The sequence below is a fragment of the Parasutterella muris genome (assembly GCF_009767915.1).
GTDB lineage: Bacteria > Pseudomonadota > Gammaproteobacteria > Burkholderiales > Burkholderiaceae_F > Parasutterella > Parasutterella muris.
Genome location: NZ_WSRP01000024.1, coordinates 1 through 16,881, shown reverse-complemented (window position 1 = coordinate 16,881; position 16,881 = coordinate 1). Strand labels below are relative to the sequence as shown.

The window sequence follows — 16,881 nt, the reverse complement described above, 5'->3', positions numbered from 1 at the left end:
ATCAATGAGCCTGCTTAAAGACAAGAAAATCTTGATTACCGGTGTTTTATCCAATCGTTCTATCGCATACGGCATTGCGCGAGCCTGCCACAGAGAGGGCGCTCAGCTTGCCTTTACCTATCAGAACGAAAGATTCCTCGACAGAATCACGGGTTTTGCCAAGGAATTTGACAGCGACATCGTCATTCCGCTTGACGTCTCCGATGATGCACAGATTTTCTCAATGACTGAAGTGCTTCGTGACAAATGGGGCTGTCTTGACGGCGCGGTGCACTCGATCGGTTTTGCTCCGAGAGAAGCGATTCAGGGTGACTTCCTTGAAGGACTTTCGCGAGACGCCTTCGGCACAGCGCTGGACATTTCCGCTTACTCCTTCCCGGCGATGGTTAAAGCGCTGCTTCCGCTCATGGAAGGCCGTCCTGCTTCTGTTCTCACACTGACATACCTGGGCAGCGAGCGCGTTGTTCCGAACTACAACACCATGGGCGTTGCCAAGGCCGCCCTTGAAGCTTCTGTTCGTTATCTTGCCGCAAGTCTCGGGCCGAAAGGCATTCGCGCTAACGCAATCTCTTCCGGCCCAATCAAGACACTTGCCGCGAGCGGCATTAAAGACTTCTCGAAACTGCTGCACCACATGGAGTCTCTTGCTCCGCTGCAGAGAACCGTCACTATTGATGAAGTCGGCAACACTGCCGCATTCCTCCTTTCCGATTACGCGTCCGGCATAACGGGGGATAATATCTATGTGGACGCAGGGTTCCATGCTGTCGCCATCAGCGACTCTCTGGAATAAAAATTTAGGAGTTTTTATGCATATCTGGGCTTTTCTCGGCGCACTCATGCTGGCTTCCGGCATCGCATTGGGCGCGTACGGCGCGCATGGGTTAAGAGCCGCCGTCACCGTTCCTCGTCTGATTGAGAGTTATGAATACGCCGTTCTCTACCAGCTGATCAGCGGTCTCGGCTTTTTTGCCGTTGCGTGGGCAACCCAGCACTTTAAGGCTTGGCTTGTCAATATCGCGGGCATTCTTCTGCTTATCGGCAGCCTCGGATTCTCCGTGAGTCTTTATCTGCTTGTGCTGATTCAGTGGCGCCCCTTCCCGCTTGTCACGCCCATCAGCGGCTTCTTCATGATCGCCGCGTGGGTCGTCATGGCGATCGCAGCGCTTACCTCTCAGCCCAAACGCAGCAGCTTCTACTAAAGCGCCAGGATTTCGGTCATGTACTACTCCAAACTCGCAGCGCCTATTCTGCTTGTCGCGGACTGCACTCAGGCGCCTCCGCTGGATCTGGCAGAAGAGGTGCTCGGTTCCGAAATCCTTGCCTACGCTCGGCAACATCCGAGCCAGGCGCATGCGCTTATTTGGAGCAGACTGATCATCACAACGATCCTATCGCACTATTTCCCCGACGAGTTTGAAAAGGCTGTGATCGAGGATGAGTTTGAGGACTCTGTCAGTTGTAAAGGGCTGCCGTTCAAATATGCAAAGATCGGAGCGACCAAGGGCAGAGTCGCTATCGCGATGTCTACCCTTCCGGTCTTTCTCTCGTTTAAAACCTACGACACGACCAATTCGATGAAGGAGCTCGTCCGCATGCGCTTCTCCGTCATTTTTAACGATTGGATTGATCGGCAGGAAAATCCCGAACTCGCTTTTTACCATTTATGGGCCCTCACCGACTGTCTCTCTCAGCGAGGCAACCCGACGGTGCGGGCAGTCATCGGTGACGATGACCAGCTTAGCGTACGCGGCTCCAGCGTCATGCTTCGCGAAACATTTAAATTTTGGAGCTCTTCGGAGTGGATCTGCGCAGTTCAGGGCCCGGCGCTGACGACGCTTCTCACTGCGATCCGTACCCCCGAAGATACAATTAGGCTGCTTCGCGATATTCAAAGCGAAAAGGCCGGGAAATAATAAAAATGTCTGTTGAATTTCAAACCGTCGCCGTTTTTGGCAAGCGTGACTCCACCGATTTTGCTCCTTTGAAGCAGCTTCGAGATTTTCTGATCCGGCACGGCAGAAACGTCATTTTGGAGAAACGGGCCGCGGAGGCGCTCGGGCTTGACTGCGGCCGCACTCTGGAAGAAATCGGCACGCAGGCGGATCTTTTTATTATTTACGGCGGCGACGGCACATTTCTCGGCATTTCCCGCCGCATGGCCAAATACGAAGTGCCTTTTATCGGCATTAATGCCGGCCGACTCGGATTCATTACGGATATTCCTTCCGAGCGCATGGGAAACGAGCTCTCGGAAATTCTAAACGGTCACTACTACACAGATTCGCGCACGCTGCTTGAGTGCATTCAGATGCGGGGCGACAAAGAGGTCTATCGCAATGTCGCACTCAATGAAGTCGTCATTTCGCGCGGTGTTTCCGGCGGCATGGTGGAATGCTCGGTCATCGTCAACCGTCTTCAGATGTGCAGCATGCATGCCGACGGTCTGATTGTGTCCACGCCGACCGGTTCCACCGCCTACGCGCTGAGCGCGGGTGGTCCGATGATCTATCCGTCTGTGCCCTGCATGCTGATGATCCCGGTGGCGCCGCACACGCTTTCCAACCGTCCGATAGTTCTGCCGGAATCCTCGCTTATTGAAATCTGCGTTACACAAATTCGAGACGCGATTCTATACTTTGACATGCAGGATCAAAACGAAGTACTGATCAACGATGTCCTGAAGATTTCTCCTTATAAACACACAATCAAGATTCTTCATCCAACTTCGCACAATTACTTCGATACACTAAATCAAAAATTACACTGGAACTACAATCCCACGGATCGCTAACCATTATGCTCAGCACGCTGAATATAAGAAACTTTGTCATCGTAGAAAAACTTGAGCTGGACTTTCAAAACGGCTTCTCCGCGCTGACCGGTGAAACCGGTGCCGGCAAGTCCATTCTGATTGACGCGATTCAGCTTTTATTCGGCAGCCGCAGCGACGCGGGACTTATTCGAGAAGGCGCGGACAAGAGCGATCTCAGCGCCTCCTTCACCACCAATGAAAAAATTCGTGAGTGGCTCGCGGAAAATGATTTCACGGGCGAAGAGGACGATCTTATTCTTCGCCGCACACTCGATATCAAAGGCAAGAGCAGAGCGTGGATTAATGGAATTCCAGCCTCCCTTTCTCAGCTTAAAGAGCTCAGTCAGATGCTTGTCGTCATTCACGGGCAGCATGCGCATCAGTCGCTTCTGCGCAAAGGCTCCCAGCTGGAGATGCTCGACGACTATGCAGGGCTGAGACCGACGATTTCAGAACTTAAAAAGCGCTGGAATGCTTGGCGGGACGCGCTAGAGGCGCTCGATGAAGCCAAAAACCGACAGGCACAGCATCAGGCGGAAGCTCAGCAGCTGAGCTGGTACTTGGAAGACATGGATGAGCTCGCTCCCCTTAAAGGCGAATGGGATACGCTTAACGAAGAGCACACTAAGCTCTCTCGTTACACAGAGATTCTGGAAGCCTGCGAAAGAGCCCGGGCTACCCTGACAGAAGCTGATGAAAGCGCGCTTTCGATGGTGGATTCCGCCATTTCCGCGCTGGACGACATCTCGGACATCGATAAGAAAATCGAGAGCGTATACGGCCAGCTCAACGAGGCTAGAGAAATCATTGATTCCGCTTCAAGCGACGTGGAGCATTTTTTAAGCCGTATGGATTTTGATGAGGCGCGTTTTGCAGAAGTTGATGAGCGCCTGAGTTCCTATCTTTCGCTCGCACGCAAATATCACATCGAGCCCGGCGAACTGTATGAAGAAATGATTCAGTCGCGGCTCAAACTTTCCGAGCTTCAGGAAATCAACGTCACAGAGCTTCAGAACAAGGCGCAGAAATCTCAGCAGCGCTATGAAGCGCTTGCCGCCGAGGTTAGCGCCGAGCGCAGCAAAGCGGCGCTCAGGATGCAGACAAATATCACCGAAGTCATGCAGACGCTCGCGATGGAAGGCGGCTCATTTGAAGTCTCCGTGACGCCGAGCGAGCATCCGGGACCGCTTGGCACGGATTCGTGTGAATTTTTAGTGGCCGGCCATGCGGGTGTTGCCCGTCGCTCGCTAGCCAAAGTCGCCTCGGGCGGCGAACTCGCGCGCGTCAGTCTCGCGATTGCTGTCACCGACACGATGACAGCGACCGTGGACACTCTGATTTTTGACGAAGTGGATTCCGGCATCGGCGGCGGAGTCGCGGAAACCGTTGGCCGGCTGCTTGCGCAGCTCGGTGAGCATCAGCAGGTTCTCTGTGTGACGCATCTGCCTCAGGTCGCAAGCTGCGCCTCACACCACTTCAAGATTGTGAAGCATGCTGAAAGCAAGGACGAAGCCCCAACCTCAACGGTGATTCCGCTCGATGAGGAGGAACGCGTTAAAGAAATCGCGCGCATGCTCGGCGGCATCAAAATTACGGATAAAACGCTCGAGCACGCTAAAGAGATGCTCAGACATTAATATTTAAAGGCGGACATTTTGGGTCCGCCTTCTCTATTTGGACGATAGTTTTATCGTCCTTCATGCATTTAAAGCTTCGTGCTCTTATTTTTTGTTCTTGTCACGGCATGCCGGGCAAACACCGTAAAGCGCCATGGAATGATCGACAAGCGAGTAGCCGTGTTTCTGCGCGATTTCAAACTGACGCTTCTCCACTTCCTCATCAATGAATTCAACGACTTTGCCGCACATCACACAGATCAGATGATCATGATGATGACCGTCGTCGAGTTCAAACAGCGCCGTTCCGTGTTCGAAATTGCGGCGAATCAGAATCCCCGCACTCGCGAACTGCGCGAGAACACGATAGACCGTTGCAAGACCGACGTCTTCGCCCGCGTCCACCAGCTCCTTATAAACTTCTTCGGCGCTCATGTGACGATCAGTCCCGTTAGACGTCTTCTTCTGGAACATCTCCAGAATCTTCAGTCTCGGACCGGTTGCCTTAAGCCCTAATTCTTTTAAATTCTTCGCGTTGTCCGCTATCTCTTTATGCTGCATTCAACAATTCTCGTTAAGAGGTTTTCTTCAAAGTGTTAATCTAAACACTAATCCTTTATCATACATGGTTATTGTATTACCACTAAACAGAACCCTCTTCATGAAACCTCTTATTTTGTGCGCAGTACTGCCCCTTACACTTCTGGCCGGCTGTTCCTCCGTATCGGATTACGTTCCCAAGATCCTTACACCGTACCGTCCGGACATCCATCAGGGCAACGTGGTAACCAGTGAAATGGTAGAAAACCTGCATGAAGGAATGACTAAAAATCAGGTCATCTTCCTGCTCGGTACAGCAACACTGCAGAGTATCTTCCACAAGAACGAATGGAGTTACGTCTACTATCTGAATCCGCGCGGCGGTCAGCCGACGGTCCGCAAGCTGACCATCGTCTTCAACGACGACAATCGAGTCGAGAGCTTCAAGTCCGATCCGATGCCGGATGAAACCGACGCTGACTTAGCCATTCTCGGCGAACGCGCCAGAGAAGAGACGCTCAAGCGTCACAGTGACTTCGTTGCCGAGAAGAAGAGCTTGGAAGCTGAAGGAGCCGCCTCTGAAACTCAGGGCGCTGAAGAAGCCGCTAAGACGGAATAATCAAAGTATTGGAGATTTGTCATGGTTAAAATCGCAGTTGCCGGCGCTAAAGGCCACATGGGCAAAATGATTATTGACGCCGTGTGGAACACGGAAGGCGCCGAACTGGTTTGCGCGCTCGCGCACAAAGAAACGGATCACGTCGAAGCCAATGAAGACGCCGGCGCCTCCCTCGGCTTTAACAGCGGCGTTAAGATCAGCTGCGACAATGAAACGCTCCGCACGAGCGGCGCTCAGGTACTTATCGATTTCACCCGCCCCGAAGGCACGATGGCTTTCCTTGATATCTGCAAGGACGCGGGAATCGCCATGGTCATCGGCACAACCGGTCTGAATGCGAAACAGAAGCAGAAACTCGAAGAAGCCTCCAAAGTGATTCCGATTGTCTTTGCTCCGAACATGAGCACAGGCGTCAACGTCACGAATAAGCTTCTTGCGCAGGCTGCGAAGCTTCTCAAAGACTACGACTGCGAAATCGTCGAAATGCATCACAGCCGCAAAGTGGACGCGCCGAGCGGAACCGCGATCGCCATGGGCAAAGTCATCGCTGAGGCCAGAGGTCAGAACTTTGAAGACGTCGCCGTTTGGGCTCGTCAGGGTCATACCGGACCGAGAGTTCCGGGCAGCATCGGCTTTGCCGCGCTTCGCGGCGGGGACGTGGTCGGCGACCATCAGGTGATTTTTGCGGGTCCGGGAGAACGCATTGTCATTTCGCACCTTTCGAGCTCGCGCGCCGGATACGCCGAAGGCTCCGTCAAGGCCGCTCAGTACGTTGTCAATCAGAAACCGGGACTGTATTCCATGGATGACGTCCTTGGTCTTAAATAATGAACAGCGCCGCTCAAGAGGCATTCAAACAGCTCGAGCTCAGGATTCTTGAGTTAACTTCGCGTCTTAAGAATCTTGAGCACGAGAACCATGTCCTGCGCAGACAGATTGATGACAAAGACAAAAGTCTTGACGCACTGCGCAATCAAATCAAAATCGCGGCTGAGGAGCTCGACACGCAGCTCAAACGAATCAAAATCTTCCGCGACGATCTTCAGAAGTCTCAAGAGTAAAGCATCGTGGCTAACAAAATCCCCTATCGTATTCACGTTCAGAATTTAAAGCTCCTCGTGCGTCTGCCGGAAGAGACGAACCTCGGCGAAGTGGATAAGCTGATCCACATGTTTAACGAGTACCTCGTGTCCTATAACAACGGCGAACCGGCGGAATTAACGTCTGATCCGAACACGAAGCTTTTGATCCTTTCGCTCTTTTCTTTTCTGATCGATCCCGATATCAAAAAGCAATTAAGGGAACAGGTCCCCGACAAAGAAGTATCCAATGATGACGAAACGCTACAAAAAGTACGTCATCTGATCGAACTTTGCGACCAAGGACTCGGCCGAGCCCCTTAGAAAGCGGCTTCATACCCGTAATACTCATCTTGCGCAATAGGCGCCTTTACCACTTTCTTTCCTCAGCGCAAATGACTAGAATTAAGCACGTCCCCTGCGGAATTCGAGCATCGGTCAGTTGTTCTTTGAACCAATGCTACAAGCAAGGAGGCTGACTTGCTATTTCTTTAAAGTTGAGCGGCACGCGATGCTGCTCCTTTCAAGTAGCAGAGGCCTCCACCCTGAACTTCCGGTTCAGGACTCAGGCCGTACGGTTCAGGCGGGGGATTTTGAAGGCGCTTTTCGACATCGGAAAGCGCCTTCAATTTTGGTATAGAATTTTTTTCTTCAAATCAATAAATTATTTAACGAGATGCCCTTCCGTATTAAATTATCCGGAACGCCGTACGAATTTTCGGCCGACCCCGATGAGAACATTTTCGAAGCAGCCGAACGAAACGGCTACGCGCTTCCCTGTGCCTGCCGCTCCGGCGCCTGCGGCGCCTGCAAAGCTCAGATTATTTCGGGCGACGTTGATCTGGGCAAATATCAGCCTTTCGCACTGACGGAAGCGGATATTAAATCCGGTCTGGCGCTGATGTGCACGGCAAAAGCGCGTTCGGATTTAGAAATCAAGGTCAGAAGCGTCAAAGTGCTGGAGACGGCCAAGCCCGCATTCATTCAGGTCGAGGCTGTTGAGAAAACGCTCCTGCGCGACTCCATCCTTCGTCTTGTTCTCAAGCGTACTGACGGCGGCCTCTTTGACTTTAAGGCCGGACAATCCTATGCGGTTGAACTTCCGGGCGGACTTTCCCGCAGCTACTCCGTCGCGAGTTCTGAACTGCAGAAAGAAACCATCGAATTCTTAATCCGCCGCGTCACAAACGGCGTCTTTACGAGTCTTTTGTTCTCTGACGGATTCCGTGTCGGAGATCAGATGAAACTCAAAGGACCGGACGGAGAAGCCGTCTTTAATACACCCAAAGGCAGAAAGGCGATTTTCCTTGCCACCGGGACCGGTATCGCTCCGATCAAGAGCATGATTCAGACGCTGATTGAAAAGGACGATCTGAAAGACCGCAGTCTCCATATCTACTGGGGTGTCCGCACTTCAGACGATCTTTTTGTTGATGATCTCTTTAAGGACTGGGCAGCGCACTACCCGGAAATCCATTACACGCCGATCGTCTCCAGAGAGGAAAGCTGGAAAGGCGTAACAGGACACGTTCAGACACAGGCCGCGATTGATCACGGCGACATGTCCAAAGTGGATGTTTATATGTGCGGCAACGGCAGGTTCATCCGCTCCGCGTTTGACTATCTGACCGTCCGCTGCGGCTTAAAGGACGATCACGTCTTCTGCGACAGCTTCGGCGATTAATTTCTTCTTTGGGCCCAGATATAGAGGCCCAAGCCGAAGAGAATCATCGGGATGGAAAGCCACTGTCCGCGCGATAAGTCAAAGAGCTGGAGGCCGAGGTAGCTGTCCGGCTCCCGGAAGAACTCAACGATAAATCGCGCCAGCCCGTAACCCATAAGGAAAAGTCCCGAGACCGCGCCTGCCGGTCTCGGCTTAACCGAGTAAATCCAAACGACTAAAAACAGCACCAAGCCTTCAAGCGTCGCTTCATAGAGCTGAGAAGGATGGCGCGCGATACCGTCTCCGGCCTGCGGAAAAATCATTGCCCAGGGCAAATCCGCTGACGCCGCTCTTCCCCAGAGCTCACCATTAATAAAGTTGCCCAGACGGCCGAAGAAAAATCCGAGCGGAACCAGCGGCGCGACAAAATCACCGACTGTCAGAACAGACTTATGGTTGCTCCAGGCAAAATATAAAAGCGCCAGGATCACGCCGATAAATCCGCCGTGCGCGCTCATACCCCCGTTCCAAACTTCAAAGATCGCAAGCGGATGCGAGAAGTAATATTCCGGCTGATAGAAGCAGACAAAGCCCAGGCGGCCGCCGAGAATCACGCCGATCATCCCGTAGAACAGCAGATCGTCGAGATTGGTGCGGCTGATCCCGCGCCAGTCCTGTCTGCATCGGAACATCCCCAACAGATAGAAAAGGCCGAAGCCGATGAGATACATCAGGCCGTACCAATGAATTGCCACCGGTCCCATGCGGACGGCGATCGGGTCAAACTCCGGATGAATGAGCATAACGAATTAACCTTGATAATCGGCTAAAAGATTTTCACCATATTCGCGAACTTCTTCGAGAATCTGAAGCTTAGCTTCATCATCCGCGTACTGTTTCTCAAGTTCGTCGATTTCGCTGAAAAACTCTTCAAAGGTGCGAGAGCCGCCGTAACCGTTGACAAGCTTCTGCATCTTATATTTTCTCCACTGCGCCTCTGTGTCGGGCTCCAGCGTTTCCTCAGGCCAGTTTCTTGCCATGAAATAAAGCGTGAGACGTATAAGTTCGTCCTTGGTATAGCCGATCGTGGGAAGCCGCTCCGCCATTTCCATCGGGCTCAGCTTGCGGAAATTGGTCATTTTATCGCGGTCGCTGAAGGGGAAATTATTAAAGTAGAGATGCTCTTCGGGGATCACAACCTGATTATCGAAGCGCTGACTATCCTTTTCCGCGAGTTCCGCAAAAAGGCTGTTGAGCGCCGGAATCCGATCCTTCATCTCCCGAATCTTCTGCGCATTGGCGAGGAAATAAGCGGCATCGTGTTCGAAAAGTCCTTTACCGTTTTTATCCACCCAGCCGATACCTCTGACGAGGAAGGGCTGTTTTTTTAGATTGATCATGACAAAGGGAAGCGGCTCAACGCCTTTTTCCCGACCTTCGGCTTTAACGAAGAGGCGCGTTTTCATATCTTCGGCGCTAATGGTCATCATCGCACTAGGATCGGCGTTTAAGTCCCAGCATACCCAAGTTCCTTTGATGCTCGGGCTCTCCATCAGCGGGAAGACCGGACGAAGGCCGCGGCTGCGTTCATGAGTCCTGAAAGGATCAACATAGAGAAGCGGTGCCTGCTCGCTCATCAGCTTGACCAAATTCTCAGCGCGGCTGATCGTGAGCGCGTATTCCCAAATCTTGGGCTTTTTCTGACAAATCAGTTTTGCGAGCAACATCGTCGCATAGGCGTCAGACGAAGCGTCGTGCGCGTGTTCGTGCGAGAGTCCGTTTGCCTTCGAAAGGTTTTCAAGTTTCATACTGACAAAACCGTCTTCTCTCTTAGGCCAATTGAGCGTGTCCGGATAAAAGGCGTAGAGCGCCTTGATAAAAGGAAACAGATCGAACCTTCCTCTGCCCTCTCCTTTTTCCCGGGTATAAGGCGGAATCAGGTTGCGCCAAAAGAGAAAGCGCGTGACGGTGTCATCAAAGCTGATGGAATTAAAACCGATCGAAATCGTGCCCGGTTTTATCATCTGCTGATAGATGGATTCCGCGAAATCAGACTCCGTCATGACGTTTTCTTCTTCGAGCAGCGTCATCGGCGTGATCCCGGTAATCAGAGAAGCGCCGGCTGACGGAAGGTAATCGTCCGCAAGCTGGGAATAGAGAATGATCGGTCGTCCGAGCACATTGAACGAAGCATCCGTGCGAACAGCGCCGAACTGAGCCGGTCGGTCCTTGATAGCGTTTGCCCCGAATGTTTCGTAGTCAAACCATAAATATGTTGTGTTGTTTTCTGCTTGCTGAGTCATCCGGCGGTCCGATCGAAAAAAACTGATTCCTGATTATAAAGTTAAGGATCGTCAGGAATTGCTTCAAGATATTCTGATGAGGGAGAAAAACCTGCAAAGACAATTAAAACTCCGAGCACCTTCATCTTTCTCTTTTTAAGCACTGATCTTATTTTCCGGTCCTGATGAGTTTATCTTTGCACAAATACCGAATTACCTCCGGAATAGAAAAATGAAGGACCGCATTCTTGTGCGCGGGGCTCATGTTTACAATTTAAAAAATTTGGACGCGGATATTCCGCTCAATCAGCTCGTGGCGATCTCGGGCCTTTCCGGCTCGGGCAAATCCTCGCTAGCGCTCGGTGTGCTTTACGCAGAAGGCTCGCGGCGCTACCTTGAAGCGCTTTCCGCTTATACGCGGCGCAGACTAACGCAGGCTCAGGAAGCCAAAGCGGACTCCGTGCAGAACATCCCGGCCGCGCTGGCGCTGCATCAGAGACCGACGACACCGGACATTCGAAGCACGTTCGGCACGCTCACAGAACTGCTTAACAGTATTCGTCTGATGTATTCCCGTCTCGGATCGCACCGCTGCCCTAACGGGCACTATGTACCGCCGAGTATGAACGTAGCATTCGGCCGCAAGCTGAAATGTCCGGTCTGCGGCGAAGAGTTTTACGGCCCGAGCGCTGAAGACTTTTCTTTCAACAGCAGCGGCGCGTGCCAGAGGTGCGGCGGAACCGGTATTGCTCTGACGGTTAACCGGGCAAGTCTCGTGCCGGACGAATCGCTCTCCATTGATCAGGGGGCGGTTAAACCTTGGGGAACACTCATGTGGTCTCTGATGACGAACGTCTGCAGAGAAATGGGCGTGCGCACCGATATTCCGTTTAAGGATCTGACAGAGAAAGAAAAACAGATTGTTTACGACGGCCCTGCCGTTAAAAAACACATTCTCTACAAGGATAAAAACGGTCAAGTCATACCGCTTGACTTCACCTACTTCAGCGCTGTTAATTCGGTCGAAAACGCGCTGTCCAAGGTAAAGGATGAAAAAGGCATGAAGCGGGTTGAACGCTTTCTGACGAGAGGACCCTGCCCATGCTGCCACGGGACTCGATTAAACGAGAAAGCGCTTTCCTCCAAGCTGATGGGACAGAACATTGCCGAGATGAGTGAGCACACGCTCGGAGAACTCATGAAGCTTACGCTTGAGATTCCGACAGCGCTGCCGGAGGAAATGACCGATATGGCCGAGAGCATTGTCAAAGAATTTCAAAGGACAGGCCAGCGTCTCGTCGACCTCGGACTTTCTTATCTGACGCTCGATCGAGCCGGCGCCACGCTCTCCAACGGAGAGCTGCAGCGCGTTCAGATCGCCAGAGCAGTCAGGAGCGAAACCACGGGCGTGCTTTACGTTCTGGACGAGCCTTCAATTGGTCTGCATCCGTACAATGTAGACGGTCTGATGCATATTATTCGTGAGCTCGTCGAACGAAAAAATTCCGTCGTCATGGTCGACCATGACACACGCATTCTGAGGCTTGCGGATCAGCTGATTGAGATCGGCCCCGGCGCAGGCGAAAAAGGCGGCCGAATTATCACGCAGGGAACGCCTCTTCAGGCAGAAAGCAATCCCGCCTCTCTGATCGGGCCGTTCCTTGCCGATAAAGCTCAGATCATTGTGCGTAAGCGCGCTGATGAAAAGCATATGTTTGATCTTGGCAGGATCCGCATCAAGACCAAGCCCTTTTATACGATGCACGCCCTGGACGCCTCTTTCCCCAAGGGGCGGCTCACCGTCGTGACCGGAGTCTCGGGCGCAGGCAAAACCTCTCTTGTGCTGGAGTGCTTGGTTCCCGCTCTGCAGGCCGTCATCCATAAAGAGCAGCTTCCGGAACATGTCGTCAGTGCGGACGCAGAAGGCGTAACTTCCGCTGACATCATTGACTCAAAGCCGATCGGCGCCAATGTGCGGTCTACGGTTGCAACTTATGACGGCGTCTTTGACGACCTGCGCAAACTTTTTGCGAAGACGGAGGACGCTAAAAAGGAGAAACTCTCCGCAAGCGATTTCTCGTACAACACCGGCAGTCTTCGCTGTCCCACGTGTGACGGCACCGGCTCAATTTCATTAGACGTGCAATTTCTGCCGGACATCAGCATCACATGCCCGACATGCGGCGGATCACGCTACGCCAAACACGCCTATGACATTAAGTGGAAGGGCAAAGACAGCAAGGGCGACGGTATTTCTCTTCCGGACATTCTGTCACTCACCGCGGAGGACGCCTCAACGGTACTCAAAGGAGAGAAGAAGATTGAGCAGCAGCTGGATATTCTCAACACGCTCGGCATCGGCTATCTGACGCTGGGTGAGGCGACTCCGGCGCTTTCGGGCGGGGAAGCACAGCGGCTGAAGCTTTCGTCGGAAATGAACACTCCTCAGTCCAGCAGTGTTTTTGTGTTTGACGAACCGACCATCGGGCTGCATCCGCTTGACGTGCGCAAGCTGATTCAAGTCTTTGATCAGCTCATAGCGCACGGCGCCACGATTATTGTCATTGAGCACGATTTAGATTTAATCGCGAACGCCGACTATGTCATAGACATGGGGCCGGGCGGCGGCAGTGAAGGCGGAGAGATTGTCGCTGAAGGCACGCCGGAATGTATCGCGAATAATCCGAAGAGTCTGACGGGACGATATTTGAAGGAAGTTCTAGCCGCCAATCCAAAAGAGGTGAACTCTTCGATCTGATAGAAGCAGCCGCAATCAATTCATGTTATGCACACCCTGTCTGTGCCGAAGCCATGCAGACAGGATCACTTGCGGACTCTTAGTAGAGCGCGTAGGAAGGAGAAGATGTTTGGAATACCGCCAATCGCTTCCTCAGCTCGGAGGCTGCATATTCAATGAAACAGGAAACAATCGGCTCCGTAATCATTGCCTCAACACCCATGAAGTAATTAACGGAAGGACCTTCTAAGTCGGGAAGAACTCTGACAATTTCACCTTCGGCCAAATACATTTCCGTCATTATGTAAGGGAGAGCCCATGCGACGCCGAGCTTTTCTGTAACCGCCTCCAACACTGTCTCAGAACTGATGAAATACATTCGGTCTGACTCCGGCAGCGGATAGGTTTTGCCGCTTCTGCTGTCAAAAAGAAACGGAGACGGACAAGTCCAGTTAGAACAAAGCAAAACCATTTCTTTGGAAAGATCCTGAAGAGTCAGGCCGCCGCTATATTTATCGGCGATTGATGCAGGAGCGCAAATTATCGTAGGTTCTTTTCCGAGCAATACGGTATTGGATCTTTCGTTTTGCGAAAGGTTCGCAAAAATCGACACATCCGCGGGTTTAAGCCTGTCTCTCAAAGAATATTGGTTGTCAATCAGCTCAAACTCCACTTCCGGATGCGCCTTTTTAAATTCTGCGCACAGACGAAAAAAGAATCTCGAAATCGAATTGGATATTGAGCAGGCGATGTGGATTTTTTTCATTCTGTCTGCGCTGTGAATATCCGAAACGAAAGATTTGAAAGAATCCAAAGGATTTTTTGCAGCCGCCAAAAGCTGTACGCCTTCCGGTGTCAAACGAGTTTTCTTTGTAGTGCGTGCGAAAATCGGATACCCGAGAACCGCCTCAATATCTTTGATTTTCTGACTCACGGTCGCGATGCTTAAATCAAGCTCTGCGGCAGTTTGATTCATAGAGCCGTTGGAAGCAACCCGCATTAAGAGCTCCCAGTCCTTTAAGTTCTCCAAATCAAAATTTGAGGCCAATTTCTTTTTCCTCGCGATATAGTGGTAAACCCAGGGTTTTCCTGAGCAATTGGTCGATTTTTCCTCACATAATAAAGTAAATCCTGTCCGTCTGAACCAAAGCCTAAAGGCTGATTAAACGTCCTTTTTACGCACTCAGACCTCTTCCAAAACTTTAAGGAGCAGCTATGACCAAGTTTGCACTTACCGCCGCCGCACTGGCAGCAGGATTAATTCTAGGAACCAACGCTATTGCATGTTCAACCGTCGTTGTCGGCAAAAACGCTTCGGCCACCGGAAACATTCTTGTCGGCCATAACGAAGACAATGATAGCCGCATCATCACATCCCAGTACTGGGTTCCTGCAGCCGACCATCCTGCCGGAGAGGTCATCGAATATGAACCGGACGCCGCTAAGATTCCGCAGGTTCCGCACACCTACGGATACTACTGGAGTCAGACGCTTCATCCTGCCGGTTACTCGTATTCTGACGGCTTTGTCAATGAAAACGGTGTCTCGCTTGCTTCAAACCAGAGCTATGACACCTACGACAAAGACGAAGCGGTCAAGGACGGCGGCGTCGGATACGCCATTAGAAGAATCGTTGCCGAGAGAGCAAAGAATGCTCGCGACGGCGTCAACATCGCCATTGACTTAGTCAAAAAATACGGCTATCGCGCTGCCGGCCGTGTGTACACAATCGCCGATAAAGATGAAGCATGGCAGTTAAATCTTATCCGCGGAGGCAGATATCTTGCCAAGAAGATCGGCGACAACGAAGTGCTGTATATCGCCAACGCCTACACCCTCGGCCCGGTTGACGTAAACGCTCCTGACGTCATCGCCTCTCCCGACCTTATCGAACATGCAATCAAGATGGGCACCTACAAACCGAAAAAAGAAGGCGACTACAGCGACTTCAACTTCCGCGAAGCCTATCAGACAGACGCAAGAAGAGATGCAGACTGGATCAAAGACCGCTCTCAGACCGGATGGAAATATCTCACCGGCAAAGAAATCCAAAATCCGAACGACTTCCCGTACTCCATCACGCCTTCCAAGAAGCTTACGGTTGAAGACGTCAAGAACATCCTTCGCAGTCATTATGCTCACGAAAAACGCGATAACGGATTCTTCCATCAGAGCATTAACGACATCTGCAATCCCGGAACCTTTGAATCCGTCGTCTACGAAATGGTTCCTAACAAGAACTATACGATCGGCTGGAGAACATCCGGCATGCCGAGCGAAAATCCTTATATTCCGTTCTATCCGCTTGCCAAACCCTCTGCCGCGCAGTCATTCATGACGCCTGATGAAGCGACAAGACAGCAGTTCCACGCCAAAGCTTCCAGCTTTGACTACAAACCGGAACTGCCGCTTTACACCTTCCTGACCAACCAAGCTCTGTCGGACTATCTGGACGGTCACAAGAAGCTCGCAAAAATGATCAGCGCGCAGGAAAAGGACTGGGATAAAGGCCGCAAGTCTGTGGAACAGCAAGCCGCACTGGCAGAAAAAGTCGGCGGAACAGAAAAAGCGCTTAATGTGCTGCATGCGTTTAACGTTAACGCGTACCAACAAGGTGCAAACCTTGTCGCAAAAGCGAAGGACGCACTTCCGAAGACCAATGTTCTATTCCTGGAAGAATCCATCAGTCAGGGCAATGACAAAGCCGCGAAAGTCGCAATTCTCGGAAGCAAGACATTTGACGCTTCAAAGATCGATGCAAAGAGCGTGAGAATTCAGCCGGCTCATCCGACAGAAGATGTCGAGATCATTCCTGATCCCGCAACCGCCCAGTCCGTGGCGATGAAGGATGTCAATGGAGACGGTATCCCCGACGCTGTCATTACATTCTCAGGAAAACAGGCCGCTAAGTACTGTGTTCCCGAAGTGACCCAGGACGTCTATGTTTACGCCAAGGCCAACGGCAAGAAGATTGCCGGCTTCGACACGATCAAGGTCATTAAGTAAAGACGATTCGTTCAGAGATTAATTGATCTCTTCTCCTTTGGGCCGGACTTGTTCCGGCCTCTTTTTGTGCCTAAAACACTGCGCGCCGCTATTTCGTGTAGCAGGTCATACCTTTGGAGATGTCTCCGTCGATCAGGTAATTGCCGTCAGCGTAAAGGTGGTAGCGAACGGTCACACCTGAATCCACCAGTCCGCGCCAAGAAGAAGCAAGCGGATCATCGACGGTACATAAACTTTGCTTGAAGATACCCACCGCCCAGGCGACCATCACAGAGTCGGTAAAGACTTTCTTTGCTTCTTCTTTTTCCTGCTGAGAGGCGGCTGATTTAACGACATTGACTTTCAGCAGAATATCGTTGCTTCGCTTAATGAACTACCTCGCACTCACGTGCGAGGTTTCATGGGAGCGTGCTCCCATTTCTAGCAATTGACGAACACCCGCACATACATGCAGGTTTCGTACAATTGCGGGCGTGTCCACAAAGACGCCCCCATCGAGTTCGAGCAGCTTTTTGAGCCACTCA

General features: G+C 51.8%; 17 protein-coding genes and 1 other RNA gene. 13 read left to right on the top strand and 5 right to left on the bottom strand.

What is annotated here, in order from left to right; genetic code table 11:
* Positions 1 to 4 precede the first annotated feature (4 nt).
* From E5987_RS08255 to recN, 5 genes are read left to right on the top strand one after another with little or no spacing between them, the layout of a single operon-like run.
* A complete protein-coding gene (locus tag E5987_RS08255) occupies positions 5 to 793 on the top strand; it encodes an enoyl-ACP reductase FabI (protein WP_160335624.1) in 789 nt (262 codons plus the stop codon).
* Between the two features lie 16 nt (positions 794 to 809).
* A complete protein-coding gene (locus E5987_RS08250; protein ID WP_160335623.1) occupies positions 810 to 1,202 on the top strand; it encodes a DUF423 domain-containing protein in 393 nt (130 codons plus the stop codon).
* 18 nt (positions 1,203 to 1,220) lie between these two features.
* Positions 1,221 to 1,916, top strand: coding sequence for a hypothetical protein (locus E5987_RS08245; RefSeq protein WP_160335622.1), 696 nt, complete (start codon positions 1,221 to 1,223; stop codon positions 1,914 to 1,916).
* Positions 1,917 to 1,921: 5 nt separating this feature from the next.
* Positions 1,922 to 2,794: an NAD(+)/NADH kinase gene (locus E5987_RS08240; RefSeq protein ID WP_160335621.1), complete on the top strand. Its 873-nt coding sequence runs from the start codon at positions 1,922 to 1,924 to the stop codon at positions 2,792 to 2,794.
* 5 nt (positions 2,795 to 2,799) lie between these two features.
* Positions 2,800 to 4,452: a DNA repair protein RecN gene (gene recN / locus E5987_RS08235; RefSeq protein ID WP_160335620.1), complete on the top strand. Its 1,653-nt coding sequence runs from the start codon at positions 2,800 to 2,802 to the stop codon at positions 4,450 to 4,452.
* Between the two features lie 84 nt (positions 4,453 to 4,536).
* Here the strand turns inward: recN and fur are convergent, their stop codons facing one another.
* Positions 4,537 to 4,992: a ferric iron uptake transcriptional regulator gene (gene fur, locus E5987_RS08230; RefSeq protein ID WP_160335619.1), complete on the bottom strand. Its 456-nt coding sequence runs from the start codon at positions 4,990 to 4,992 to the stop codon at positions 4,537 to 4,539.
* A 100-nt stretch (positions 4,993 to 5,092) separates the two neighbouring features.
* Between fur and E5987_RS08225 the strand changes: the two genes are divergently transcribed.
* The 6 genes from E5987_RS08225 (at position 5,093) to E5987_RS08205 (ending at position 8,353) form a co-directional block, all read left to right on the top strand.
* Positions 5,093 to 5,590, top strand: coding sequence for an outer membrane protein assembly factor BamE (locus tag E5987_RS08225; protein WP_160335618.1), 498 nt, complete (start codon positions 5,093 to 5,095; stop codon positions 5,588 to 5,590).
* A 21-nt stretch (positions 5,591 to 5,611) separates the two neighbouring features.
* A complete protein-coding gene (dapB, locus tag E5987_RS08220) occupies positions 5,612 to 6,418 on the top strand; it encodes a 4-hydroxy-tetrahydrodipicolinate reductase (RefSeq protein WP_160335617.1) in 807 nt (268 codons plus the stop codon).
* The gene (locus tag E5987_RS08215; protein WP_160335616.1) at positions 6,418 to 6,651 is read left to right on the top strand and encodes a hypothetical protein; all 234 of its coding nucleotides are present in this window, start codon (positions 6,418 to 6,420) and stop codon (positions 6,649 to 6,651) included. Before dapB ends, E5987_RS08215 begins: the two co-directional genes overlap by 1 nt.
* A gap of 6 nt (positions 6,652 to 6,657) precedes the next feature.
* Entirely contained in the window at positions 6,658 to 6,993 is a 336-nt protein-coding gene (locus E5987_RS08210) for a hypothetical protein (RefSeq protein ID WP_160335615.1), read from the top strand.
* A gap of 88 nt (positions 6,994 to 7,081) precedes the next feature.
* Positions 7,082 to 7,263, top strand: a non-coding RNA gene (gene ssrS / locus E5987_RS13490) — 6S RNA.
* Between the two features lie 82 nt (positions 7,264 to 7,345).
* Positions 7,346 to 8,353, top strand: coding sequence for a 2Fe-2S iron-sulfur cluster-binding protein (locus E5987_RS08205; protein WP_160335614.1), 1,008 nt, complete (start codon positions 7,346 to 7,348; stop codon positions 8,351 to 8,353).
* Here E5987_RS08205 and lgt read toward each other — a convergent pair.
* Entirely contained in the window at positions 8,350 to 9,135 is a 786-nt protein-coding gene (lgt, locus tag E5987_RS08200; RefSeq protein ID WP_160335613.1) for a prolipoprotein diacylglyceryl transferase, read from the bottom strand. The two genes, E5987_RS08205 and lgt, sit on opposite strands and share 4 nt — an antisense overlap.
* A 6-nt stretch (positions 9,136 to 9,141) precedes the next feature.
* Positions 9,142 to 10,635 (bottom strand): exodeoxyribonuclease I, encoded by a 1,494-nt coding sequence (gene sbcB, locus E5987_RS08195; RefSeq protein WP_160335612.1) that lies wholly within the window; start codon positions 10,633 to 10,635, stop codon positions 9,142 to 9,144.
* Positions 10,636 to 10,846: 211 nt separating this feature from the next.
* Here sbcB and E5987_RS08190 point away from each other — a divergent pair, with 211 nt between their 5' ends.
* The gene (locus E5987_RS08190) at positions 10,847 to 13,372 is read left to right on the top strand and encodes an excinuclease ABC subunit UvrA (protein WP_160335611.1); all 2,526 of its coding nucleotides are present in this window, start codon (positions 10,847 to 10,849) and stop codon (positions 13,370 to 13,372) included.
* Between the two features lie 79 nt (positions 13,373 to 13,451).
* On the opposite strand, the gene E5987_RS08185 is transcribed toward E5987_RS08190, so the two are convergent.
* Positions 13,452 to 14,399, bottom strand: coding sequence for a LysR family transcriptional regulator (locus E5987_RS08185; protein WP_160335610.1), 948 nt, complete (start codon positions 14,397 to 14,399; stop codon positions 13,452 to 13,454).
* A 167-nt stretch (positions 14,400 to 14,566) separates the two neighbouring features.
* On the opposite strand from E5987_RS08185, the gene E5987_RS08180 reads away from it, so the two are divergent.
* A complete protein-coding gene (locus E5987_RS08180; protein ID WP_160335609.1) occupies positions 14,567 to 16,357 on the top strand; it encodes a C69 family dipeptidase in 1,791 nt (596 codons plus the stop codon).
* Between the two features lie 88 nt (positions 16,358 to 16,445).
* Here E5987_RS08180 and E5987_RS08175 read toward each other — a convergent pair whose 3' ends face one another.
* Entirely contained in the window at positions 16,446 to 16,625 is a 180-nt protein-coding gene (locus tag E5987_RS08175; protein ID WP_160335608.1) for a hypothetical protein, read from the bottom strand.
* Between the last annotated feature and the right edge of the window lie 256 nt (positions 16,626 to 16,881).